The organism is Pseudoalteromonas sp. CuT4-3, assembly GCF_035666335.1.
In the GTDB taxonomy this organism is placed as follows: Bacteria; Pseudomonadota; Gammaproteobacteria; order Enterobacterales; family Alteromonadaceae; genus Pseudoalteromonas; species Pseudoalteromonas atlantica.
Genome location: NZ_CP142030.1, coordinates 1,727,563 through 1,750,548 on the forward strand (window position 1 = coordinate 1,727,563; position 22,986 = coordinate 1,750,548).

At 39.6% G+C, this 22,986-nt stretch carries 23 protein-coding genes; 9 read left to right on the forward strand and 14 right to left on the reverse strand.

What is annotated here, in order from left to right:
* Nucleotide 1: 1 nt before the first annotated feature.
* Nucleotides 2-1,201, reverse strand: a complete 1,200-nt coding sequence (locus tag VOI46_RS07800) for an Nramp family divalent metal transporter (RefSeq protein ID WP_282337572.1) — start codon at nt 1,199-1,201, stop codon at nt 2-4.
* Between the two features lie 429 nt (nt 1,202-1,630).
* Between VOI46_RS07800 and VOI46_RS07805 the strand changes: the two genes are divergently transcribed.
* The 3 genes from VOI46_RS07805 to VOI46_RS07815 all read left to right on the forward strand — a co-directional run bounded on the left by VOI46_RS07805 (nt 1,631) and on the right by VOI46_RS07815 (nt 3,252).
* The gene (locus VOI46_RS07805; protein ID WP_282337573.1) at nt 1,631-2,068 is read left to right on the forward strand and encodes a hypothetical protein; all 438 of its coding nucleotides are present in this window, start codon (nt 1,631-1,633) and stop codon (nt 2,066-2,068) included.
* Nucleotides 2,069-2,187: 119 nt separating this feature from the next.
* Nucleotides 2,188-2,430 carry a hypothetical protein gene (locus VOI46_RS07810; protein ID WP_324738197.1) on the forward strand — a complete coding sequence of 81 codons (243 nt, stop codon included), beginning with the start codon at nt 2,188-2,190 and terminating at the stop codon, nt 2,428-2,430.
* A 162-nt stretch (nt 2,431-2,592) separates the two neighbouring features.
* Nucleotides 2,593-3,252, forward strand: coding sequence for an NAD(P)H-dependent oxidoreductase (locus tag VOI46_RS07815; RefSeq protein ID WP_282337576.1), 660 nt, complete (start codon nt 2,593-2,595; stop codon nt 3,250-3,252).
* A gap of 60 nt (nt 3,253-3,312) precedes the next feature.
* Here VOI46_RS07815 and VOI46_RS07820 read toward each other — a convergent pair whose 3' ends face one another.
* Complete coding sequence (locus VOI46_RS07820) at nt 3,313-5,328, reverse strand: TonB-dependent receptor (protein ID WP_004586513.1); 2,016 nt, start codon at nt 5,326-5,328, stop codon at nt 3,313-3,315.
* 235 nt (nt 5,329-5,563) lie between these two features.
* Here VOI46_RS07820 and VOI46_RS07825 point away from each other — a divergent pair, with 235 nt between their 5' ends.
* A complete protein-coding gene (locus tag VOI46_RS07825) occupies nt 5,564-7,381 on the forward strand; it encodes a serine/threonine protein kinase (RefSeq protein ID WP_282337577.1) in 1,818 nt (605 codons plus the stop codon).
* A 55-nt stretch (nt 7,382-7,436) separates the two neighbouring features.
* On the opposite strand, the gene VOI46_RS07830 is transcribed toward VOI46_RS07825, so the two are convergent.
* Nucleotides 7,437-7,961: a hypothetical protein gene (locus tag VOI46_RS07830; protein ID WP_004586515.1), complete on the reverse strand. Its 525-nt coding sequence runs from the start codon at nt 7,959-7,961 to the stop codon at nt 7,437-7,439.
* A 23-nt stretch (nt 7,962-7,984) separates the two neighbouring features.
* The gene (locus tag VOI46_RS07835) at nt 7,985-8,980 is read right to left on the reverse strand and encodes a YHYH protein (RefSeq protein ID WP_039972162.1); all 996 of its coding nucleotides are present in this window, start codon (nt 8,978-8,980) and stop codon (nt 7,985-7,987) included.
* Nucleotides 8,981-9,144: 164 nt separating this feature from the next.
* On the opposite strand from VOI46_RS07835, the gene VOI46_RS07840 reads away from it, so the two are divergent.
* A complete protein-coding gene (locus VOI46_RS07840) occupies nt 9,145-9,576 on the forward strand; it encodes a DUF3859 domain-containing protein (protein WP_004586517.1) in 432 nt (143 codons plus the stop codon).
* Nucleotides 9,577-9,831: 255 nt separating this feature from the next.
* Here VOI46_RS07840 and VOI46_RS07845 read toward each other — a convergent pair whose 3' ends face one another.
* From VOI46_RS07845 to VOI46_RS07855, 3 genes are all read right to left on the reverse strand, one after another.
* Nucleotides 9,832-10,248, reverse strand: a complete 417-nt coding sequence (locus VOI46_RS07845) for a VF530 family protein (RefSeq protein WP_004586518.1) — start codon at nt 10,246-10,248, stop codon at nt 9,832-9,834.
* A 73-nt stretch (nt 10,249-10,321) separates the two neighbouring features.
* Complete coding sequence (locus VOI46_RS07850) at nt 10,322-11,311, reverse strand: MDR family oxidoreductase (protein ID WP_004586519.1); 990 nt, start codon at nt 11,309-11,311, stop codon at nt 10,322-10,324.
* A gap of 50 nt (nt 11,312-11,361) precedes the next feature.
* Complete coding sequence (locus tag VOI46_RS07855; RefSeq protein WP_004586520.1) at nt 11,362-11,994, reverse strand: TetR/AcrR family transcriptional regulator; 633 nt, start codon at nt 11,992-11,994, stop codon at nt 11,362-11,364.
* Between the two features lie 608 nt (nt 11,995-12,602).
* Between VOI46_RS07855 and rmf the strand changes: the two genes are divergently transcribed.
* Nucleotides 12,603-12,773: a ribosome modulation factor gene (gene rmf, locus VOI46_RS07860; RefSeq protein ID WP_004586522.1), complete on the forward strand. Its 171-nt coding sequence runs from the start codon at nt 12,603-12,605 to the stop codon at nt 12,771-12,773.
* Nucleotides 12,774-12,814: 41 nt separating this feature from the next.
* On the opposite strand, the gene VOI46_RS07865 is transcribed toward rmf, so the two are convergent.
* Both VOI46_RS07865 and fabA read right to left on the reverse strand, forming a co-directional pair.
* Nucleotides 12,815-14,049, reverse strand: a protein-coding gene (locus VOI46_RS07865) for an IS3 family transposase (RefSeq protein WP_086004322.1) whose coding sequence is annotated in 2 segments (ribosomal slippage) — nt 12,815-13,698 and nt 13,698-14,049 — 1,236 coding nt in all. Because the reading frame shifts where the segments join, the coding sequence is not laid out codon by codon here.
* A 102-nt stretch (nt 14,050-14,151) separates the two neighbouring features.
* On the reverse strand, nt 14,152-14,667 hold the full coding sequence (gene fabA, locus VOI46_RS07870; protein WP_004586523.1) for a bifunctional 3-hydroxydecanoyl-ACP dehydratase/trans-2-decenoyl-ACP isomerase: 516 nt from the start codon (nt 14,665-14,667) through the stop codon (nt 14,152-14,154).
* Nucleotides 14,668-14,871: 204 nt separating this feature from the next.
* On the opposite strand from fabA, the gene VOI46_RS07875 reads away from it, so the two are divergent.
* Genes VOI46_RS07875 through VOI46_RS07885 form a run of 3 tightly spaced genes read left to right on the forward strand, consistent with a single transcriptional unit; the run spans nt 14,872 to nt 16,977 of the window.
* A complete protein-coding gene (locus tag VOI46_RS07875; protein WP_282337580.1) occupies nt 14,872-15,729 on the forward strand; it encodes a 6-carboxytetrahydropterin synthase in 858 nt (285 codons plus the stop codon).
* The gene (locus VOI46_RS07880) at nt 15,722-16,540 is read left to right on the forward strand and encodes a M23 family metallopeptidase (RefSeq protein ID WP_004586525.1); all 819 of its coding nucleotides are present in this window, start codon (nt 15,722-15,724) and stop codon (nt 16,538-16,540) included. Before VOI46_RS07875 ends, VOI46_RS07880 begins: the two co-directional genes overlap by 8 nt.
* Nucleotides 16,541-16,545: 5 nt before the next feature.
* Nucleotides 16,546-16,977, forward strand: a complete 432-nt coding sequence (locus tag VOI46_RS07885) for an acyl-CoA thioesterase (protein ID WP_029772286.1) — start codon at nt 16,546-16,548, stop codon at nt 16,975-16,977.
* Between the two features lie 211 nt (nt 16,978-17,188).
* On the opposite strand, the gene VOI46_RS07890 is transcribed toward VOI46_RS07885, so the two are convergent.
* Genes VOI46_RS07890 through VOI46_RS07910 form a run of 5 tightly spaced genes read right to left on the reverse strand, consistent with a single transcriptional unit; the run spans nt 17,189 to nt 22,781 of the window.
* On the reverse strand, nt 17,189-18,511 hold the full coding sequence (locus tag VOI46_RS07890; protein ID WP_004586527.1) for a Na+/H+ antiporter family protein: 1,323 nt from the start codon (nt 18,509-18,511) through the stop codon (nt 17,189-17,191).
* 8 nt (nt 18,512-18,519) lie between these two features.
* A complete protein-coding gene (locus VOI46_RS07895; protein WP_324738199.1) occupies nt 18,520-20,490 on the reverse strand; it encodes a DUF3488 and transglutaminase-like domain-containing protein in 1,971 nt (656 codons plus the stop codon).
* Nucleotides 20,483-21,478: a DUF58 domain-containing protein gene (locus tag VOI46_RS07900; RefSeq protein WP_324738201.1), complete on the reverse strand. Its 996-nt coding sequence runs from the start codon at nt 21,476-21,478 to the stop codon at nt 20,483-20,485. Before VOI46_RS07900 ends, VOI46_RS07895 begins: the two co-directional genes overlap by 8 nt.
* Nucleotide 21,479: 1 nt before the next feature.
* Nucleotides 21,480-22,385 (reverse strand): MoxR family ATPase, encoded by a 906-nt coding sequence (locus VOI46_RS07905; protein ID WP_324738202.1) that lies wholly within the window; start codon nt 22,383-22,385, stop codon nt 21,480-21,482.
* 12 nt (nt 22,386-22,397) lie between these two features.
* On the reverse strand, nt 22,398-22,781 hold the full coding sequence (locus VOI46_RS07910; RefSeq protein WP_029772290.1) for a response regulator: 384 nt from the start codon (nt 22,779-22,781) through the stop codon (nt 22,398-22,400).
* Nucleotides 22,782-22,986 lie beyond the last annotated feature (205 nt).

Here is a 22,986-nt window from a genome sequence, read left to right on the forward strand (position 1 = left end):
TTTAAAAAATTAACCCTGATAGCTTGTAACAACTTAACGAAAAAATGAGTAGTAGCACGGGTAATATAACCACATTTAAAAGTGTTGAGTTGGTGTATTTTCCCATGACTGATTTTTGATTCACTAACCACACCAAATACGCGGTAATGATGGGCAGTAGTAATCCATTTGCAGCTTGTGCAAATATAATTACCGCAACAGGGTCAAGCCCCAGTGAGGCCACAAATGCACCAAAAGCTAAAATAGTAATGGCGACTGTTTTAAAACGGGTGTTACTCATTTCGCTTGAGCAACCAAGCATGCCACATACCGCATACGCGCCTGCTAATGGGGCTGTAATTGCGCTGGTTAATCCTGCGGCAAATAAGCCAATAGCAAAAAAGTAATGCGCTGCTTCGCCAAGTAATGGCTCAAGTTGCACGGCCATATTTGCTGCACTAATTTTACCGGCATCGGTGCCATAAAAGGCTACAGACGCGGTTGATAAAATAGCAAGGGTGATCACCCCACCTAGCGTAATTGATAAACCTGTATCTAAGTTAGTTTGTTTAATAACAGTGTCTTTATCACTTTTAGAATGATCTTGCGCTGCTAAAACACCAGAGTGCAAAAATAAGTTATACGGTACAATGGTTGTGCCAATGAGGGCCAATACCGTTGTAATTGAGCCACTTGGCATTGTAGGTATAAACCCAGCGAGTACTTTAGCCATTGGTGGTGCAGCCATAATTAGGGTAGATATAAATACCAGGCTCATAAGGATCACCAGCAGTATTAATGCATTTTCTACCACTTTGTGCTTACCACTGTATAAAAGAATAGCGCTACATACAGCAATTAACGGCGTCCATATTTGTGCACTTACCCCTGGGAAAATACCAACTAGCCCCATACTTGCACCACTGAGGTTTCCGGCTTCATATGCAGCGCTACCTACACCAATAGCACTTATTACTAAAAAACTAGCAAGCGCTTTAAGATAAGGGGTTTTAATGTGTGCACGTAACGCTTGTGCTAAGTCTTGCCCTGTTGCTACTCCTAATCGAGCAGCCATAGACTGCAACAAAATAGTGGCAATAACCGAAAAAAGTAATGTCCAAATTAATGCAAACCCAAAGTTTGCACCGGCAACACTTGCCGTTGTGATTGTTCCGGGGCCAATAAATGCGGCTGTTACAAGTAATCCTGGGCCAAATCGCATACTGTTACCTTAATATTTGCTTTTAAATTTAGAACAACGTTTTATTACGTTGAACCTAGATTGCTGCCACTTTACGTGCCATGCAGCGAGAGCCCCACCTTGGCTAATTAACCTTACACTCTGGGTAATTATTTTAATATAACTATCAAAAAGCCGCGTAGGATACCAACTTATATATAGATTTAAAGAGCCAAACGATTACCTGCTTGTTAATTGCACAATATGCGCGAGTTATATTTATAAATCAGCCATGTGCGTTGTTGGTTTCTCATTTTTATCCTACCTTATAGATTGTAAAATGAGCAAGTTACTTAGTTTTTTAATGATGTGAGCCATTTTTTAAATAAATTGTTTAAAAAGGCATCTTTTTATTGCTGAGCTTCGTTATATAGCACTATTATGCGCAACTTTTTGGTTTTGGACCTTTTAATGAAAACTAATTTAAAAATCTGTCACTTTATCTGCATTATTTCGCTGGCTTTAGGTACGAGTAAAAGCGCTGCGAACGAATCGCTACACGAGCTTGAGGTAGGTGTAGGCGGGAATATAAAAAGCGTTGCACACACTGACCACGAAAATGAAAAATTAAATTTTCATATTCATCCTTTATGGGAAAGCCATTATGTGACAGAAGGGCGCGATAACTTGCCCGGTAGCGCTTTAGCCTCTATTGCGGGCGAAATAAATTACAATGACTTTACGTTTATCCCTTGGTTAGCAACAGGCACTGATAATGAATACGATGAGCTAAATTTAAATGCTATTTATTCAACTGAGCTTGCAGAACACCTAACTTTGTATGCAGGTTACAACCATATAAAAGCACGCGAGGAAGGAGTAAATTCCCATGATAATGAGCTTAGCTAGATATAAGCTATGCATATGATTGGGATATACATGCAATAGCTAGTATCTATCACTCGTTATCGCTCAGTGGCTCTTTTATAGAGCTGGCAATTACAAAAGAGTATGCATTTAGTGATTTAATGCGATTGGAGCTGCAAACTGCGGCGGGTTTTAATAGTGGTTATGTAAGCGATGGCCACAATGGCCTTAATAACGTAAAACTTGCTGCTAATTTATCTTATCAACTATTAAATAATGTCATGCTATCTGGCTATGCCAGTTACAGCGTTGCAATAAACAAAGATGCAGCACACTATAGAGGTGATGAACATTTACGCTCCTTATTTTGGGCAGGGTTTGGTGTTAGTTATCAATTTAATTGAGGGTAGGCTTGGCGTTAGCGTTAAAGCGTAAGTGATGGGTGCCACCCTTATTAATTTTTGTTTAGAGTTCAAAAAATTGTGCAAACAAATAAAAGCCTCGCATTTTTAATATGTTTTAGGTTTAAGGTATAGTGGGTACAACACTCAATTAAAGAGGCTTTTATGAAATTTTTAGTTTTTTTAGGCACCGTTAGAGATAGCACACCCCCTAAGCCAGCACGATTAGGAGAGCGAGTGGCTGAGTCATGCCTCAAATGTTTAAACCAGCGCTACAGCGAGCACGAGTTTGAGCTTATAGACGCGCTCGACTTTCCTTCAGAGGATGTATTTAAACCTCATTTTGCCTATGCAAAAAGCCAAGCTCCAGCACATTTAACAGCCTTAGCAGATAAAATTACCCAAGCCGATGGCTATATAATGGTAAGCCCAGAGTACAATCATAGTATGAGCCCGGCATTAGCTGATTTGCTAAACCATTTTGGCAGTTCTTTGTTCTCGTATAAGCCAAGCGCTATTGTCAGCTATTCGGCAGGGCAATGGGGAGGGTTACGTGCGGCAATTAGTTTACGTACCTTTTTATCAGAACTTGGGTGTTTGCCAGTCTCTGCAATGGTTCATGTACCAAAGGCGCAAGAGGTGCTAAATAGCGATGGTTCAATGCAAGAGGGCGAAGAAGAAAAATCGTGGTTTAATTATTATTCGCGTACTTTTAGCCAACTGATGTGGTGGGCCCAGGCGAGCAGCCAACATAGTAAAAACGTAGATCCCCACGCTATGTTAAAAAGTTTTAAAACAGCGCCATCTCAGCGAAATGCACCTTAAAAAATGTATTAAGGTGCGCTTTTATATGTGTACTGTTTTTATATACAGTGTTTTGCTCGATTAAAACAATAAGCTAATTGATAAGCGGGCTGTGCGAGGCTCAATAGGATGAAAGTGGTTATCTTCTACACCTTGTGCAGGCTCGCCCGGTAAGCGCGAAGCGTAGTAGTAATCTATATCGTGATCGGTACTATCAAATAAGTTCAGTAGTTCAAAATCGACTTTCCAGTGAGTTTGTTTATAGCTAATAGCACTATTAACTACCGTTAATGGTTCAGATCGAATATCACCAGCGTCAGAAAGCATCCGTTTACCTATGTGGCGTACTCTAAATGATGATTGCCACATTTGACTTATATGCCAATTTAAACCTGCACTTGCAACAACAGGTACTGCGCCTTCTATATAGTTTTTGTCAGAGTTTATATTTAATCTTGAATGAGTAAACGAGGCTTCCATGTCTAGGCTAAAGCGTTCATTAATCCAATAATACGCACTTAGCTCTAGACCATAACGTTTTGATGCATCACTGGGCTCTGTATTACCCGCATCACCTACAAATAAAAGCTCTGAGTCGAGTGTAAGCCACCATAAAGCGGCGGATAAATTAACGTTTTGATCATCGGCAAAACGCAGGCCTAGTTCAGCACCTTCACTTTTTACCAGTAAATCTACTTTTTCGGCATTTTGTTGGCTAACAGGGTCAATATTAATGGTAGTGCCGCGGGCATCGTTTGAATGAAAAGACTGCCCCCAGTTTGCATAAGCGACTAACAAATCAGTAAGTTTATAATTTAAACTGCCTTTAAAGCTTACTAAGTCATCGTTTGCTTTTCCCGAGTTTACCCGTGTAATACTGCTTACATCGGTATCAAAATAGTCGTACCGCACGCCTGCAGTGGCCTCTAATTTAGGTGTGAAAAGTATTTTTGTTTGCCAATAACTCGAATAGCTTGTTTGTTTTATGGCATCTTGTCTTATTGTATTGAGTCTCTCTTGCGCTTTAGTGTTATAAAGTCCTACCTTGTCTATATCGTCATGGCGAACCTCAAGCCCAGCAGTGTGCTGCATATTTAAACCATCAGTAAGTGAGTCAAATTGATAACTTAGCTCACCACCATAAATAGTACGGCTATCTTGTTGGTTAAACTGATCGCCATTTATAGGGTCGTTTAAAAAATAGCTAAAGTTAGAAAACAGCGTTAAATCGTAATTTATGGCATAAAGACTGGTTTTTATATGTTTGCCTTGCCAAACACTTGATAGGCTATAGCGACTCGAACTCCCCCCAAGGGTGGTATCAAGTGACCCTAAAGGTGACGTTATATTTTGTGACACTGCGCGCTGTGGAATTTGGTCGGCTGATTGCCATGTGTTGTCGTAAGCCATTGCTGTAATAGATAAATCTCCATTTAAAGCTTTGCCAACATAACGAAGTAGGGCATTTTTTTTATTTACGTTTTCGTTTATATCATCCCATGGGCCATCGTAGCCTTGCCACTCAGCTGCTGCTATTAACTTGGCATTAGATACATCAACCGCACTAAGCACTACTGCACGTGTATAGTTATCTTCACCAATGCTTAGCTCTATTTGCTTGTGCTTTAAGTTATTAGCTAAATTAAATTGCGCACTCCCCGCACTTGAAAAGTCCCCTTGTGTAGCGCTGTATGATCCTTTTTGGTAATTTATAGTTGAAATAGCTTCTGGAATAATAAAATTAAGATCGGTATAACCTTGCCCGTGTCCATGGCTTCGCATATTTATGGGCATACCTTCAATGCTGGTGGCAAAGTCGGTGCCATGATCTAAATTAAAGCCTCTAATAAAGTATTGATTAGCCTTACCCGAGCCACTGTGTTGTGTAACCGCCATGCCTGGAATAAGCTCTAACATTTCGGCGCTTCTGAGCATGGGGCGCTGCTGTATTTCTCCTTGACCAATAATACCGCTTGAGGCACTGATAGACTCGCCAATTAAACCATCTCTATGTCCATAAACAGTAAGGGTCTCTATATTCGCGTAGGTGCTAGTGCTATATAACGTGCTCAGTGTAAGTAAGGCTAATCTATTCATCGCTAAAATCCCTATGTATTTACTATCTAAAATAAGCAGATAGTTTAAATACGGCTTAGCTGATCGATTGGATGCAACATTTGTTATCAAGGTGTAATAATGCATGTTTAGCACTTAGCTAGTTAGCTTTTTAGGTAAGAGTAAAAACTACAAGGTGAGTATTGTAATCTGCCTATATAACACTAATAATCATGTGGCTAACTCACTATTTAACCTATAAAACAAAGAGCCTGTATTGAAAGCCAAAGAAATTCGCAATTTTTATATTAACGAAGAGCAATCTGTTTATTTGCTGTCACATAGAGATGCCAAAAAACACCGTCAATGGCTTAATATTTGTATTAAACAACTGAGTGCGCTTGGCTATAAAAATGTAGAGATGATTGGGTCAGGCGCGTTTGGTTTTGTGTTTGCTGGCAATGACGAAAATGCCTTACCTTGGGTGTTTAAGTTCTCGCGTATTACGCTTGCCCAAAGCGTGCGCGACCGCTTAGAAGACGAAGCGTATATGCTCTCGCAAATTAATAACCCGCTAGTGCCCACCTTTTATGCTTTTGAGCGTATAAAAAAGCAAGGTATTTTAATGATGGCCCGCGCCATTGGTGAAGACCTTGAAAAAGTATCGCTAAAAAAAGGGCGTTTTAGTGCCGCCCATATTATGCAATTAGCGGTGCGGCTGCGTAATGTATTAATAGACCTGCGTAATCATAAAAATGGTTTAACCCCTCAACCTATAGTGCATGGCGATATTAAACCTTCTAATTTGGTATGGGATGAGCAAAGCGATGCGCTGTCTTTAGTTGATTGGGGAAGCTCTGTTTACGCACAGGTTGATAGTAAGGGTGAGCCTATAGCCAGTAATTTTATGGATTTAATGTCGGGAGATTTAAGCACTACTAATGCCAGAATGGGCGATGTGTATTTTATAGGTGATGCGCAAATGTCGGGTGAGCAGTCATCGCCACGCTTTGATGAACAAGGTGTGGCTTCTACCTTATATGCACTTGCCTCCGCTCAGTCGTGTCGTTTTGGTGCGCAAGCCATTCCTGCAAGCTCGCTTGGCTTACCCAAAGAGCTTGCCAATGTTATTGATGGCATGCTGTCTAAAAATAAAACCATACGCGATGGCGCTGGTGATTACTTTATCCGTAACATTACTAAAATGGCTAAGGCGTATTTACCTGAGCTTAAAAAAGCGGAGCCTCGTCCTGCTATTCCGTATTGGTTTGGCAAAGGCGATAAGCCCGACACCGTAGTATATAGCTCGCGCAAACAGTTTTTACGACAAGCCGATCATAATCAGCAACTGCTTGATGTAAACGATGCTCAATTAGACCGCTACTATAAAGAGTTTTTGTTTGATACCGGCGATACCGAAAAAGCCTTTTTGGCCTCTATTAGCCGCCTAGCTAAATACCCAGTAGTGGGTGGATTGAGTTTTCATTGGAAAGATGAGTCGTTGTTTGTTGAGTCATCGCTTATTATGCATGATGAAAGTTTAAAAACAGCCTTTACCGATGCCATTAATAATACCGTAATGCTTGCTCAAGCGATAAGTCAAAAAGGTTTATTTAAGTGTTGTTTATTTGATGCGCGTAAAACTATTCAATTAGAGCGAGATGGAACCGGGGCGTTTAAGTTTGATAACCTCCCTGAGCTGGATTATGAAGTTGTCAGTATGAAGGCAAACGAAATTGCACGTCCACATTCTTACTTTGAAGATGGTGAAGATCCTGATGAGCAGCTGCAACTTCCTAAAAAAGTGATTAGATGCGTGTTTGAGCTAAATCAAATTCATCATACTGGCTGTATTATATTTGAAGCCCTGCCAGATAGAATGAAAATACACCATTACTATCGCTTACTCGATGAAAGCAAAGAAGTAGAGTTTAAACGGTTACTTAATAAATTAATGCAGTATGCAGTTAACATTACTGATGTGGGGGTAGCAGGATTTATGAAGCTTCCTTATAAAAACACTCGCGAATTTTCGCTTTGTAAAAAACAACCAGAAAATTTCTTTCCTAAAAATCCAAAATTATTAGCGCAGTAAAAATAAAAAAGGGCAGCTTAATTTTAAGTCTGCCCTTGGCTACTTAATTGTTAGTTTAAAACACTGTGCTAAAAGGAGTACGCGGTGTTAAGGCAAACTGATGAGTCATTTTTTGCTGTTTGTTAGTGGCGGTAATGTGGTACTTATTTAAATCAGAATTTTGACTAAATAACCTAACGTTTAATTTTAGTTGTGCGCTTATATCGGGCACTGTATATCGGCCCGTAATCGTTATGTACTCAATGTTATTAGTATCAGTATGCGACACTTCAGGGTTTAGTAATAAGCCTTTTAGGGGAAACTTATAATGATGATCGTTTAAATAAATCCCTCGCATTATAGTTTTGCTGATTTGCTTTTTATGGGCGTTAAATTCATCAATAGATACGTTTTTATTTAAATCATCATCAAGGTTATTAAATGCAGAAATAGGCAGCGAGAGTACTATAAAGGCATGGTTATCAATCACGTTTAATGTTCCGTGTTGAGCCACCATTAAATGTGCATAAACAACCGGTGCTATAACAATATTGGCCACTAAAATAAGTGCAACCAGTGCTTTTTTATGTATTTTCATCATATTCACTCTGCTTATAAGTAAATTTATAGCTCGCCTTTAACACAGCGTTGAAAAAACGGATAAGTGTCAGTTGCATAGTAATGGTATATGCCTTGTGGAAATTCAGGGGTCACACCAAAGCGCCCGTTACACTCATCTAAATCGCCAGAGCCAGCTACATACTCCCAATCTTGTGCGAAAGTTCCCAGTGGATAAATATCGGTAGAAGGGCGGTTATCGCTTACAGTACTAATATGTTGGTAGCTACCTGTCATCACTTTAAGTGACGAACTTGCATCATCCGCGGTGCTATAGCCATAACGCGCATAAATAGGAAACCCATCAGCCGCCCATGCAATTAGAGTCATTGCTGAGCTGTTGCCGCCTCTAAGGGAGATAAATCCCTCGGGCATGCCATGATAATGATATGTGCCATCGGGCTGTACGTGTGCGTTGTTATCGTCAGTTCCAAAACTAAAGGTATCTTGGCTTAGTGCTTCAATACTCCAGTTGCCACTGTTATCACCAAGCGAGCAATTATCGCCAGAGTCATCACAACTGCCGCCGGTACCGGCATCAATTTTAACGCCATTTAGTACTATGCCTAACACGCCTCGAGGGCCGCCCATTAAGGTTGCGGTATCGCTTTGTATAGGCGTTAACGTAAAGCTCTCACTCACTGTTTGCTCAGAAATGGTGTTTGGATTATCGGGGTTAGGAAACGTGCCCACATCATGATCTGGAATGCCATTAGCAACTACATCGCGTGTTGTACCTGTGCATGCCCAATCAGCAGAACTGGTGGTTTGAACTGATGTTGAGTCGTTGTATTCATTGTAACTGTATTCACATAGCACTTGCTCGGTTGAGCTGGAGCCACTTGTTGCTGTTGTACTTTCACTGCTTGAACTTGTACTTTCATCAGTGGCGGTTGTTAGGTTTTGCTCATCACTGCCACATGCAACCAGAGAAGAAATTGCTGCGCTTAATAACGAAATTTTTAATAGTTTAACTTTATTACATAGAGTGTGATTCATCATACACTGCCAATTAAGTACTAATTGACGCTATTTTTGATCTTAAATGTGCAAGCAATGTGCAAAAATAAATCAACATTGAGTATGTTTGTTAATCAGGTGATTTTACTTAAGCTGCATGTATTATAAAATCAGTGCATTAACAGCCTTAAGTAAAGAATGGTGTAATGGCAAAATCAAAACCTGAGGTGTCGATTCAAAGTTGTGGGATTTATTCTACCTGGGATAGCAAAAGTAAAGCATTGCCACAAATTGAGCAATTTACTACCAATGTAATTGCCAAGCTTGATGTTGAATTTGGCTTAATAATTAATATTAAAAAAGCAAAAGGCGAAAAACTTCACTTTTGTATTTATCACCCCGATATACCAGACAGTAATGGCGAAATAATGCCGCCCTTTGAAGGCGTTGAATACATTAAAGAGAACGACTGGCAATTTTATTTAGGTGATACGCTGTGGGAGCCTATTGAAAATAAATTAGGTGATTGGCGAATGACACTCACCCTAAATAATAAAATTATTGCCGATAAAACATTTAACGTTGCACTTGAAGAGCAAGGCTCTGTTAATGATTTTTGGCGTAAACGAGGTTACTAAGCCCTAAAATTGCAGAGCTAAAAAAAGCCAATATACATTGGCTTTAAAAATATAACTTAACCTGAACTTTGGTTAAGAGATAGACCAACATAATTTATCATGATGATCTTTAAGCTTAATTCTCTAGCCAGCGGTTTTCGGTGAAAACAAGGCGAATTTACGCGTCAATAGCTAGCCTATTGCAAGTAAATTCAACGCTGTTAGCGCTGAAAATAGCTGCTAGAGATAGATTTATTATCCAGAGTTGAGGTTAACTTAGTTACCCCACGGGTTAGTTGCATTTGAGCGTTGTTTTCGTGCCCTGGCGCGTTGTTTAGTGGCCTTTTTTTCCATAATTCGCTTTGCATCGCTAAAACTTAATTCGCACGGCTCCCCCGGTTTATGATCCGCAGGAATAACTCTATCTCGTGGCGGTAATTCGTATTGCACATCGTCGGGTTTAGGTAAGTTTTTAAGGCGGTATAGGTAAAAGTTATCTACCTTTTCTTGTGCCCATTGTGTTTTACGTAAAAACTTAACCGCCGATTTTACATCTGGGTTGTTTTTAAAACAGTTTAATTGCAAATAAGCGTGTAGTAGCTCCCACCCATATTGCTCAACCAGTTCTTCAACCACTTGCTCTAATTTTACGCCTTGCAGTGGGTTATTACTGTAAAGATCTTGGTTGCTCATAGGTGTTGCCTCATTAATAAAAATACAAATGCCATTATAAATTTAATAACGAGGCTTTAATAGATAAAATTGCTTAACTTTGGCAATTAACAACTACGCGGCCGCGAATTTTACCTTCCATAAGTTGCTCGGCATTTTCGATTACTTGTTCAAGTGTAATTTCGGTTGAAATTTTATCAAGGTAATCGGCTTTAACTAAGCTTGCTAGTCTGTCCCATGCTTCTACTCTGTCTTTTTTAGGGCGCATAACGCTGTCTATACCAATTAAAGATACACCACGTAAAATAAAGGGCGCTACTGATGCGGGTAAATCCATGCCTTGGGCTAAACCACACGCAGTAACAACACCACCGTATTTAAGCGATGCACAAATATTAGCAAGTGTGTAGCTGCCTACCGAATCTATAGCACCCGCAAAGCGCTCTTTTTGAAGTGGCTTACCTGGGTTTGAAAGCTCATCGCGGCTAATAATTTGTGACGCACCTAGCTCTTTTAAGTAATCGCTTTGCTCCATTCTTCCTGTGGCAGCGGTTACGTTATAGCCCAGCTGATTTAATAAATAAATGGCAAAGCTGCCAACACCGCCGTTTGCACCGGTCACTAATATTTCGCCATCACTTGGAGTGATGCCTTGTTTTTCAAGGGCAATAACACTCAGCATTGCTGTGTAGCCTGCGGTGCCAATTTGCATTGCTTGTTTTGGCGAAAGCGCTGCAGGGAGGGGGATTAACCAATCACTATTAAGCGATGCCTTTTGTGCAAGGCCACCCCAGTGTTTTTCGCCCACACCAAAGCCATTTAAAATTACATTATCGCCAACAGTAAATTCATCGGTACTTGTTTCACTTACTGTGCCCACTAAATCGATGCCTGGCACCATAGGAAAACTGCGCACAACAGGGCCTTTACCTGTAATGGCTAACCCATCTTTGTAATTGAGTGTGCTGTAAAGTACATCAAGTTGCACGTTTTGATCTGGTAGGTCACTTTGCTGCACTTCACTAAGCGCCGCAGCGTAGTTTTCGTCTTTCGTAATTACAATAGCTTTAACTGAGTTACTCATAACATATCCTTTTAGACCGATCGGTTTTTAATGGCTAAATAAAATGCGCATTAGGTAAGCAATGCGCGTAAAAACATTTCTGTATACAACGTAAGGGGTTTACTTGATTGGGTAAGTTTAGCTCGCATAACGGCGCCTTCCCAGCCAATCCAAAAATATTCACTCATAAGCTGCGTATCAACAGTTTTAGCAAGCGTGCCTTGTTGCTGTGCTTCATTTAAACACTGCTCCACTTGCTGCTGCCACGCTACGTAGCTTTGTAGTAGGCGGATTTTAAATTCATCACTTAAATGATTTAGCTCTTGATTTAAATTGCCGACCAAACAACCGCGTTTGTACTGGTATTTTTGCATGCCCATAATGGCGCTTTGCGTAAAGTGAATTAAGCGCTCCAGGGGCGGTGTATTGCTATCGGTTAAATATTTTTTGAGCTTAGTAATAAAGTAGTCATCGTAGGCATTTACTAAGGCAATACCAAACGCTTCTTTACTTTTAAAGTAATGATAAAACGAGCCTTTAGGCACGCCGGCCTTTTTTAAAATGGTATCAAGGCCAGTTGCGCTAAAACCAAATTCAGTTAAGGTTTCTAGTCCAACCCTAATAAGGTGCGCTTTGGTATCGGCGTTTTCGCGAGGTATTTTAGGGGGTCTTCCGCGCCGTGCAGGTGTTTGAGCAGTATTCATTATAAGTAACCCCTAATAGCCTTTTTTAAGTTAACCCATATTAGACCGATCGACTTTAATTAATCAAGCATAAATACCAATTGTTTAAAAATAAATCGTTAAAGCTGTTTTTTAAACAAAAGGGCAAATTGCAATAAAATCGTCATGATTACATTTTTGTTTGGAACTTAGCCAAAAAAGCTGTGTCGGATAAATAGGTCGTGTTAATTTTTGCTGGTTAAATTTGTAGTGGAGTTTGGCATTTAGACAAGGCGATAATGCACCATAAATACCAACTATATGCTGCCCATTAGCTGCTTTCATTTAGTCTTTATTTAATCGCTCTAATGGGAATATTTAAATCAGCAAAGTAGAACACGCCTTAGCACATAAGTGCATTTAAGCGGTTAGATAGCCGTATTGTAAATTAAAGAAGCAGTAAGAAATGAAGTGGTACGACCACTGTGTTTTAATTAATGTTAAATTATTTTTGCATCAGCATGTTAGTTAATGTCAAACAAATTAATTAATTTTGCTATTTGAATTTAACATTTTTATTAACTATTCATTAAATGTAGATTTCACTAATGCTACAAAATTTATAATTAAAAAAGGTGAGGATATTACCGATGAAGAGACAAAAAAGAGATCGTTTAGAAAGAGCTCATTCTCAAGGTTTTAAAGCAGGTTTAGCCGGGCGCTCAAAAGAGCTATGCCCTTATCAGCAAATCGATCCTAAGTCTGAATGGTTAGGCGGTTGGCGTGAAGCAATTGAAAACCGAAACATGTATAAAACCTAATTCATCAAATAAGTGTCCCGTCCTGAAATAGGTTGACGGTTTTAATGAAAGACTTGGTGCGAAAGCGCCAGGTCTTTTTTATGCACTTGATTTGGTGTTTTCATATCCAAACTTAAGTGCGGTCGCATTTCATTGTATATAAATATCGATTCTTCAACGAGCTGTTTTAACTCTGCCATATTGCGACATTTATACAGTAAAAACTCTTGCTTTAATATCCCGTTAATACGCTCTGCTAATGCGTTTTGATAACAGTCATACCCATCGGTCATCGATGGTCTAATGCCCTCTTTTAATAGCGCATTTTGATATACTTCAGAGCAATATTGTAAACCTCTATCTGAATGATGAATGGCATCACGTTTATATACGCGTTGCTTAATTGTCATTTCTAATGCTTTGGCTACATCGGTTGCTTTCATTTCATCACTCAGCTCATAACCCATTATTTTTCGACTGTAAGCATCAGTGACTAACGATAGGTAATGCACGCCTTGCGCTGACTTTACGTATGTAATGTCACTAACGAAGACTTCCTCGGCCGCAGTAGGCATGTATTCCTTTAGTAAATTGGGATGCTTGCGCATCCAATGGTTACTGTTTGTCGTTTTAGTGTAATTTTTCTTTGGTTTTACAAGAAAGTCATGCTCTCTCAAATAATCAAAAAAACAATCACGACCTAGTTTAATGCCACGCTCTTGCAGGTCTGGCTTTATCATCAGATAAAGTTTCTTCCCACCAATACGAGGCATGAATTGCCGCCAGTACATCACTAATTCTTTGACTGGCTCCAATTCTTTATTCCGAGCATCTATTCTGCGCATAGCTTGATAGTAACCTTGTCGCGTTATGCCATATGCACGGCATAACGGAGTAAGCTTTATTTGATGGTTTTCTTTTGCGCGCGTGATAGCTCGGATATGTACTTTTTTCGCAAGCCCGCTCCATATTCTTCATCCATAATATTAATCATTTCATCTTTGATTAAATCCTTTAGGCGTAACTCTTCTATCTCGCGCTCTAAACGTTTAATTTTTTGTGCTGGGGTTTCTTTCGATTTAGGCATGTTGGCTATATAAGTTGGTTTAGACCAATCTAATTTACCATGTTTTCGCAGCCATACCAGAACGGTACTGCGGCCTTGAATACCGTAATGACTTTGCGCTTGTTTATAGGTGAAGTCGCCTTTTTCTACTTGCTCAACAATAGATAATTTAAAGCCTAATGTATAATCTCGCTGAGTACGCTTAACGTCTTTAGTTTTAGTGGTTTTCATAAAATAAGTCCTAAATGTGTAAACACATTTCAGGACAAGACAAAGAATTAACGTAAAAAGGCCTCCAACTGGAGGCCTTTTTGCATACATTTATTACTAATTTTAGAATGCGCTTGTGTCTTGAAATAAGCCCACTTTTAAATCTTTTGCTTCGTAAATTACGCGGCCATCTACTTCAACTGTGCCATCAGCCATGCCCATAAATAATTTACGCTTAATTACACGTTTCATATCAAGGCGGTACGTTACTTTTTTAGCGGTAGGTAAAATTTGACCGGTAAATTTAACTTCACCCACACCTAAAGCACGGCCTAAACCTGGGCCACCAGACCAGCCTAAGAAAAAGCCAACGAGTTGCCACATAGCATCTAGCCCTAAACAACCTGGCATAACTGGGTCGCCTTTAAAATGGCAATCGAAAAACCATAGGCTTGGGTCAATATCAAGCTCAGCTACAATTTGGCCTTTACCGTGCTCGCCGCCATCAGCAGTGATTGAAGTAATACGGTCCATCATTAACATGTTGTCGCTTGGTAAACGGCAGTTACCTTCACCAAACATTTCACCTTGACCACATAGGATCAAATCTTCTTTTGTATAGCTATTTTTAGGTTCCATAACACTTATCTTCGCTTAGAAATTGCCAAGTACTTTAGCGTACACTTGTACGCTAAACAACTCGGAGCAGTTGAAAAAAAGACTTTTTTGCGTGATTTATCGCCAATCAGTAGTGGCGATTGCTTTTTGCACTATAAAACCGCGCAATTACAATCAGAAATCATTATAATTACCCCTGACTTATAACCAGTTTAAAGGAAGTTTATGATCCTTTTTGTTAACTCACTAACAGTGATTGATTTTTCTTACTTATGTAACAAACGCGGCGCCGTTGGCGAGAGCTGGATTGTTGACTTAACGTTGCATGGCAAGCTAAATGAAGAGTCTATGGTGTTAGACTTTGGCTTAGTTAAAAAGCAAATTAAAGGCATAATTGACGACTGTTTAGACCACAAACTAGCAATTGCTAAAGGTTTAAATGGCACAGTACAAGAATTTGATTCGCACAAAACGCTCGATTGCACATTTGGCGATAACCATCATTTAGCCATGAGTGCTCCGCATCAAGCTTATTGCATGATAGACGCGCCAGAAATTAGCGTTGAATCAGTGACTGAATTTTTAATAGACACTATTTTACCAAAACTGCCAGGAAACATTGAAAAAATTGAGTTGTCGCTTAAACCAGAGCACAGCCAAAGTTTTTATTATCATTACAGCCATGGCCTTAAAAAGCACGATGGTAACTGTCAGCGTATTATTCATGGCCATCGCTCGCAAATTGGTATTAGTTTAGATGGTATGTCTATGCCACGCTTACAAAAGCAATGGGCAGAAAAATGGCAAGATATTTATTTAGCCACGGCTGAGGATCAAATCGCTGCAAGCGAATTAAAACACATAAGCGCTAAAAACGATGATGTGTGTTTTGCTTACACCGCTGCACAAGGTTACTTTGAAATGGCGATTAGCGAGTCACGCTGTGACATTTTACCTGTTGATACAACGGTAGAATGTATTGCTCAGCACCTTGCTGAGCAAGTTAAGGCAGAATACCCAAACAAAGACGTAAAAATTACCGCATATGAAGGCGTAGGAAAGGGATCGATTAGTTATGCTTAAAACTCTTTTAGCCACAGCGCTTGTAACCACCACTAGCTTTAGTGCATTAGCGCTTGAGCTAAAAGGGCACCTTACGCAGGGCGGCTTAGTGACAGGCAAGCTTGAAAATGTAAAGTCGGTATCACTAGATGGTAAAACATTAAAGTTATCAGACTCTGGCGATTTTGTGTTTGGCTTTGGTCGCGACGCGAAAGCAAAACACGCCCTTACGTGGATAGATAATAACGGTAAAACACACACGCAAGATTTAATGATCACTAAACGTGATTATAAAATTGATAAAATTACCGGTGTGGCTAAAAAGTATGTGTCGCCTCCTAAAGAAGTAAGCGCACGTATTAGCCGTGAGGCGCAAGCAATACGTAAAGCGCGCGCGGTTAACTCTGATTTACAGTACTTTTTAGACCCCGTATTAAAGCCTGCACAAGGGCGTATATCGGGTGTTTATGGTAGCCAACGTTATTTTAACGGTGAACCGCGACGCCCACATTTTGGTCTAGATATTGCCAATAAAACTGGCTCACCTGTTTATGCTCCGATTAGTGGCACTGTGGTGTTTGCTGATCCCGATTTATACTACTCTGGCGGTACGCTTATTATTGACCACGGCCATGGCGTTACCTCTACATATATTCATTTAAGCAAATTAGATGTAAAAGTAGGCGATACAATAACCCAAGGCGACAAAGTGGCCGAAATAGGTGCGACAGGGCGTGTAACAGGCCCACACCTAGATTGGCGTTTTAACTGGGAAGGCGAGCGTCTAGACCCAGCATTATTGATGCAAGATAAGCTTGCTAATAAAAAGTAGATACTATGACAGACATTAACCGCGATGCAATTATTGCAAAGCGTATTGAAGACTCAACGACCTCGGTTACTAAAACGGTGTTTCCTGGGCGCACTAATCATCACAACACATTATTTGGTGGCGATGCGTTAGCATGGATGGACGAGGTTGCTTTTATTGCCGCCACTCGTTTTTGCCGAAAGCCGTTAGTGACTATTTCATCTGATAGAGTTGATTTTAAAGAGGCTATTCCAGCGGGTACTTTTGCTGAGCTAATTGCTAAAGTTGTGCATGTGGGCAATACATCACTTAAAGTGGATGTGGATATTTGTTTAGAAACCATGCATAAAGATGATAAGCACTCGGCTATTTCAGGCAGCTTTACCTTTGTAGCCGTAGATGATGACCACAGACCGACACCGGTTGTGTGCGATAAAATGATTTACGGTTTTGAATAAGTAAATATTAAGGCAAGCGGCCTTTAAATAAGCACTTTTATTAGGTGCTTATTTAATTACAGTAAAAGAACACATCATACTAATTAGTTGTAAAAGCAATCTTAGCAGCTATAAAAATATATAGATTAGATCAGCAAAGAGGTAGGTATAAAAAAGGCATGGAATGCATGCCTTAAAAATAACGAATTTTACACACTATAGTGCAGAGGTGTTAAAGCACCATAGCCGCAATCCATCCAAATATAAGTAATGGAATATTAAAATGTATAAAGGTGGGGATCACCGAATCTCGTATATGGTCATGTTGACTATCGGCATTTAAACCCGAGGTTGGCCCAAGTGTAGAGTCAGAGGCAGGAGAGCCCGCGTCACCTAATGCACCCGCTGTGCCCACTAAAGCCGCAGTTGCCATAACCGAGAAACCTAAATCTAAACATAAAGGCACAAATAAGGTAGCTATAATTGGTACTGTAGAAAACGAACTACCAATACCCATTGTTATCAATAATCCCACCAATAAAATAGAGGCCGCAGCGAGGGGCTTATTGCCATCAAATAATACAGCGCCACTGTGAACTAAACTTGCTACATCACCGGTTGCTTTCATTACTGAGGCAAATCCTTGAGCCGAAATCATAATAAAGCCAATCATCGCCATCATGGCGACGCCTTTACTAAATACGTCGCCGTTTTCTTCCCACTTAACAACACCAAATACACTAAATATCATTACGCCTACAAGGCCGCCTAATATCATAGAGCCACTTAGGTTTTGAGCAACCAATGATGAAAGCACAGCAAACAAACCTACTATCATTACTTTTTTTGGTTTCTCAATGTCGCTAGCTTTGCTTTGTGTTGTTAACGGTTGCGCTTTGTAGTCACGGCGCTTTGCGTAACTTATAAATACCGCAATAATTAAACCAACCAACATACCGCAGGCAGGAATAATCATTGCCATAGGCACTTGGGTGTTAACTATGTCTAGGCCGTTATCAACTAAGTTTTTATGCAAAATAGAATATAAGTAAATGCCACCAAATCCATAAGGCAATACCATGTAAGAGGTAGCTAAACCAAACGTTAATATACAGGCAATGGCGCGGCGGTCTAAACGTAGTTGATTAAACACAACCAGCAAAGGGGGGATTAAAATAGGTATAAAGGCTATGTGCACAGGCACTAAATTTTGAGAAGAAATAGCGCAGCCTAATATAATTAATAAAATAAAATAGCTTAAAAAGGTTTCGCTGCCAGCACCTTGTGCATTCACTTTGTTTAATAGCTTTTCGGCGAGGATACGGGTTAATCCCGATTTTGAAATAGCCACTGCAAAGGCACCTAACATTGCGTAACTTAATGCAATTTCAGCGCCGGCCGACAAACCAGAATTAAATGCATCAACACTTTCTTTTATCCCTAAACCCGCTGTTAAACCAGCTACAAGTGCACTAATTATCATAGCTACAATGACATTTACACGGGCTAAGGAGAGCCCAAGCATTAAAATAACGCCTATAACAACCGCATTCATAGTTTTCTCTATTTTGAAGATTTAATTAATTTTATCAGATCTTTAGCCTGATTTTTACGTTCTTTAGTAAAAGGTTTTTTAGCGTAGCGCACTTGATTAAATAAATAGCTAAATTCGCTTAAAGGTTCCGCAGTATCAGGGCTTTGCTCAGCAAAGTATATTAACTGCTGATTAGGTGAATAGTGACTAGGCGCCGCTATGTCGTCTTTATCTGCCCAGTGCTTAATTGCCTCAAATTCTGAAACTAACGGCGGCCGTTTACTTTTATTGCGTGGCCAATTTAAATAAATAAAGTAAGCAGCAAAGCTAAAAGCAAGTCCTAAAATAACCGCTAAAGGTACCAGCCAAAGATGTTTACTTCCAAAAAGTGATTTTAAAAAGTTGCTTTGCTTTTCTTCGTCAAAACCAAGTACCCAGCTAGTCCATTGGTAATCAAGGGTTTCTAGTTTGAGCCTTAACCAATTAACGGCTGCAAAGTTACTTAAACTCACTAAGCCAAAATCGAGATTACTTTTAAATTCATCATTGAGTTCTTCGTTTTGCGAAAGTGAACCATTTAACCGCTCGGGGGCGACCACCGCAGTGGCATCAAAAATTTGCCACTGATTATTAATATACACTTCAACCCAAGCGTGGGCATCGTATTGGCGAACCGATAAATAATTATTTGTTTGGTTTTTTTCGCCACCTAAATAACCGCTGGCCAAGCGCGCGGGAATACCGGCGCTTCTAAAAATATACGCTGCTGAACTGGCGTAATGGCCGCAAAAGCCGCGTTTTTTATCAAATAAAAATTGATCAATAGTGCTGTCATCGCTCATTGGCTCAGGGGTTAACGTGTAACTAAATTCTTGTTTCGCAAAGTAGCTAAGCAATGCATTATAAAAGTCGCTTTGCGAGGTTGTTGATTGTTTAAGTTTGGCTGCAAGCTTGGCTGCTTGTTGGTTTGTTTGGTTTGTTTGGTTATTTAAGCGTGTGTAATAAGCGGTTTGCCAATCTGAAAGTTGCTCAGTACTCAGTGCTGCACTTGATACCTGATACTGCAAGCTTTTAGCTTGATATTGTTTTTTTCGAAGTAACCCTAGCGCATTACTTTCTACATTTTTATTGTTACTGATTGCGTAATCAAGCCCATATAACCATTTTTGATTCGCAGGCTCGGCAATAATAGTGTAGGTATTTTGTATCGCAATTTGTTTATTGGGATCAGCGCTTTGATTATTATATTTTAATAAATCAGATGTTTTCCACGCTTTACCATCAAAGGTATCGTGCACAAGTGCTCGCCAATAATAAGGCGAGACGGGCGTGTCGTTATCAAAACGTGCTCTAAAAACCAGTTCATCAGAATTAGACAGCTTTGCAATATCAAACGGGTCTACCTGTTCAGAGAGCCCTGTTTTAGCAAGCTTTGGCCCAGGTAACTGCCAAAAAGCGGGCATTTTAGGTAAAAACAACAGCAAAAATATTGCTAAAGGCAAAGCAATAAATAACAGCTTAGCACTTTGTTTAGAGGCTAATTTTAAACTATGCGAAGATTCAATTAAGCTCAATACAGCAAAGTTGAGTAAAAATAGGGCGCTCATGGTTAAGGTGGTTATTATGCTTTGGTTAAACAAATACGCCGATGAAATAGAAAAAAACGTGAGTGTGACAATAAAATGGTAATGTTTTTTTGTTTTAGCCTGCAGTAATTTAAAAATACTAGAGAGCAATAACATAGCAACAAATAATATTACTGTATCGCCTATACCTATGGTGTAAATCATTAATATTAAAGCTAATCCAGCCAAAATATTTGCAAGCCACGCGTTAGGTTTAGGGTTGTTAGTCAGTGTTAAGTACACGTTCCAAAGACATAAAAGCGATAAAACCCCAATAAACAGTATGGGCATATGCGATAAATAAAACGCAAATAAGCAGGCATATATAAAGCTCATTGCTAAATTAATTGCCCGGTAATTTAATAGCTCAGCCATTATTTGCTCCGCCGTATTCGCTCAGAAGTGCTAAACACTGTGATTTATCGTGCGCGTTGTTAGTTGTTTTGTAACTTGCTGAGGGCAAAATCAGTGTAAACGGTGTGTTGTTTTCGCATGCATTACACACTAAAAAGCAAAGCTGACTCAAGCGTTGCTCGGTGTTACCCGTTAGCAGGTTAAAATCAAAAACAATATCGGACTTTTTATAATCTATAAATTCTTTTACGAGTAACTGCTGTGATTTAGCGTAATGTTTCCATGAAATTCGCTGCAATCCCATTTCTGGTAAATGCGTAATTAGCTCATCAAACTCTTCGCTGCCGGGCTCTTTAATACTGCCTGTTTGCGTTGTGTGTTCAAACGTACTGTTGTAAGTGTCGTTTAATACATGCTCTGGCGCAGGGTAAACGTAAACAGAGTCATTGGGTTGTATATAACTCCACACGCTTACCAGCCCAAATGGGTAATTACTGTGTATTTTAAAACGTTCAAGGGTATATTTACCGCGGGCATTATAAGGTAGGTTAATAATTAAAGCGCTGTCTTTGGGGGTAACTTGCGCTAAGTGCTTTGCATATTCTGGGTCACTCGAGTAGCTAAGCGATACTGATTGCGTAAGTGTAGGGGCCTTTAAAATAAATTTAACCGAGCCTTTATTTGGTGAGAAGCTGGCAAAGCTTTTTATATATTCAACTTTTAGCCCTTTGGCATTTGTATAACCAAGCAGTACGGCAATAATCATCACCACAAACATTAAATAAGCCATCACCAAAATTAAGTTATTTTGATAATTAATGCCCATAACAAAATTTAAAATAGCCACAATAATAAAGTAAAAGCCGAGTTGCGAGGGCACTACATAAATATTGTTATGAGCCAGCGTAATGGATTGCTTTGAATGCTTGTTTTTAAGTAGTTTATTAAGTAAACGCTTTTTTAATGCGCCTAATATACCGACCTTTTTGGCTTTTTTTTTAAATAACACGTTAAACTGGCACAGCAACGGTTTTTAAGATTTCATTTACTTGCGCTTCGCCCGACTCGTTATGCAGTCCTAAGCGGTGTTGGCACACACTTGCAAATACAGCTTGTACATCGTCAGGGGTTACAAACTCTCGCCCTTCAATAAATGCCCACGACTTAGCCGCTTTGGCAAGCGCCATACTTGCCCGAGGAGACAGCGAGCCTGCAAATGCTGCGCTTTGACGAGTATGCGCTACTAATTCAATAATGTAATCGATTACAGGGCTACTTATCACAATTTGGTTAATTAAGGTTTGAATTTGCTGTAGCTTCTTAGCGTCTATTCTTTGTGGTAATTGGCTGTAGTCTCGCGGTTTGATGTTTAAAATAAGTTGTTTTTCAGCCTCTTTAGGAGGAAAACCTAAACTTATACGCATTAAAAATCGATCTAACTGCGATTCTGGAAGTGGGTAAGTACCCGACTGATAAAGGGGGTTTTGCGTGGCAATTACAAAAAAAGGATTTGGTAACGTGTACTTAGTACCATCTACAGTAACTTGCTGCTCTTCCATTGCCTCAAGCAACGCACTTTGCGTTTTAGGGCCCGCGCGGTTTATTTCATCTGCTAATACAACTTGGCTAAAAATCGGCCCTTTATGAAATGTAAACGTGTGCTCATTAGCGTTAAATACATTGGTTCCCAAAATATCGGCAGGTAAAAGATCGCTTGTAAATTGTATACGCTGATACGACAGCCCAAGCACAGCAGCAAGAGCATGTGAGAGCGTAGTTTTGCCCATACCGGGTAAATCTTCTATCAGTAAATGTCCTTCACTGAATAAGCAGGTGAGTGCTAGTTTTATTTGTTGTTTTTTTCCAAAAATAACACTCGATAAATCGTCGATAATTGCCGTAACAGTGCTTTGCATACTGACCTTATATTATTCGCTTAGTTCGAGGCGCTTCATAACAGAATTAACTTTTTTAGCGTTAAAAGGTTTTTCTATAAAGCCTTTAGCGCCTAATTCCCATGTGTTTTGCACGTTTTCAAGAGTGTTATGACCTGAGCACATAACAACGTGAGCGTGAGGGTAGCTATCATTAATATGTTCTAGAATATCAGAGCTTTCAGAATCAGGTAAGTCCACATCCAAAAATATGACATTGGGTGATTTTTTATCAAGAAGGGGTTTTGCAGAAAGGTAATCGTTGCTTTCTAAAATATCTTCAAAGCCTAGCTCCGTTAATATTTGGTTTAGGTAGTCACGTATTTCCTTAACGTCATCAATAATAAGTATAGGCTCAAGCGGGCGCACAAATTCCATATGTTAATTACTTCTATTTTTTATACATCTAAAGTAATTTAATTTTATGCTAAGCACTGTATAAGCTCAAGAAAGTAAATCAAAAAACAACCAATTAGCGCTTTTACGCGCCTAAACCTGCCGTATTAATTAAACGCCCACACCATTTAATTGGTTAATAAATGTTAAATAACGCTCTTCAATAGCCCTCTACAGAACATTTTAA

Excerpts from the sequence above, each read along its gene's own strand:
- VOI46_RS07890 (WP_004586527.1), bottom strand. The coding sequence starts at position 18,511 with ATGAATGCGGTTGTTATAGGCGTTATTTTAATGCTTGGGCTCTCCTTA.
- VOI46_RS07880 (WP_004586525.1), top strand. The coding sequence starts at position 15,722 with ATGCTTAAAACTCTTTTAGCCACAGCGCTTGTAACCACCACTAGCTTT.
- VOI46_RS07835 (WP_039972162.1), bottom strand. The coding sequence starts at position 8,980 with ATGATGAATCACACTCTATGTAATAAAGTTAAACTATTAAAAATTTCG.
- VOI46_RS07805 (WP_282337573.1), top strand. The coding sequence starts at position 1,631 with ATGAAAACTAATTTAAAAATCTGTCACTTTATCTGCATTATTTCGCTG.
- rmf (WP_004586522.1), top strand. The coding sequence starts at position 12,603 with ATGAAGAGACAAAAAAGAGATCGTTTAGAAAGAGCTCATTCTCAAGGT.
- VOI46_RS07910 (WP_029772290.1), bottom strand. The coding sequence starts at position 22,781 with ATGGAATTTGTGCGCCCGCTTGAGCCTATACTTATTATTGATGACGTT.
- VOI46_RS07815 (WP_282337576.1), top strand. The coding sequence starts at position 2,593 with ATGAAATTTTTAGTTTTTTTAGGCACCGTTAGAGATAGCACACCCCCT.
- VOI46_RS07800 (WP_282337572.1), bottom strand. The coding sequence starts at position 1,201 with ATGCGATTTGGCCCAGGATTACTTGTAACAGCCGCATTTATTGGCCCC.
- VOI46_RS07820 (WP_004586513.1), bottom strand. The coding sequence starts at position 5,328 with ATGAATAGATTAGCCTTACTTACACTGAGCACGTTATATAGCACTAGC.
- VOI46_RS07905 (WP_324738202.1), bottom strand. The coding sequence starts at position 22,385 with ATGCAAAGCACTGTTACGGCAATTATCGACGATTTATCGAGTGTTATT.
- VOI46_RS07810 (WP_324738197.1), top strand. The coding sequence starts at position 2,188 with ATGCGATTGGAGCTGCAAACTGCGGCGGGTTTTAATAGTGGTTATGTA.
- VOI46_RS07830 (WP_004586515.1), bottom strand. The coding sequence starts at position 7,961 with ATGATGAAAATACATAAAAAAGCACTGGTTGCACTTATTTTAGTGGCC.
- VOI46_RS07845 (WP_004586518.1), bottom strand. The coding sequence starts at position 10,248 with ATGAGCAACCAAGATCTTTACAGTAATAACCCACTGCAAGGCGTAAAA.
- VOI46_RS07855 (WP_004586520.1), bottom strand. The coding sequence starts at position 11,994 with ATGAATACTGCTCAAACACCTGCACGGCGCGGAAGACCCCCTAAAATA.
- VOI46_RS07895 (WP_324738199.1), bottom strand. The coding sequence starts at position 20,490 with ATGGCTGAGCTATTAAATTACCGGGCAATTAATTTAGCAATGAGCTTT.
- fabA (WP_004586523.1), bottom strand. The coding sequence starts at position 14,667 with ATGGAACCTAAAAATAGCTATACAAAAGAAGATTTGATCCTATGTGGT.
- VOI46_RS07850 (WP_004586519.1), bottom strand. The coding sequence starts at position 11,311 with ATGAGTAACTCAGTTAAAGCTATTGTAATTACGAAAGACGAAAACTAC.
- VOI46_RS07875 (WP_282337580.1), top strand. The coding sequence starts at position 14,872 with ATGATCCTTTTTGTTAACTCACTAACAGTGATTGATTTTTCTTACTTA.
- VOI46_RS07840 (WP_004586517.1), top strand. The coding sequence starts at position 9,145 with ATGGCAAAATCAAAACCTGAGGTGTCGATTCAAAGTTGTGGGATTTAT.
- VOI46_RS07885 (WP_029772286.1), top strand. The coding sequence starts at position 16,546 with ATGACAGACATTAACCGCGATGCAATTATTGCAAAGCGTATTGAAGAC.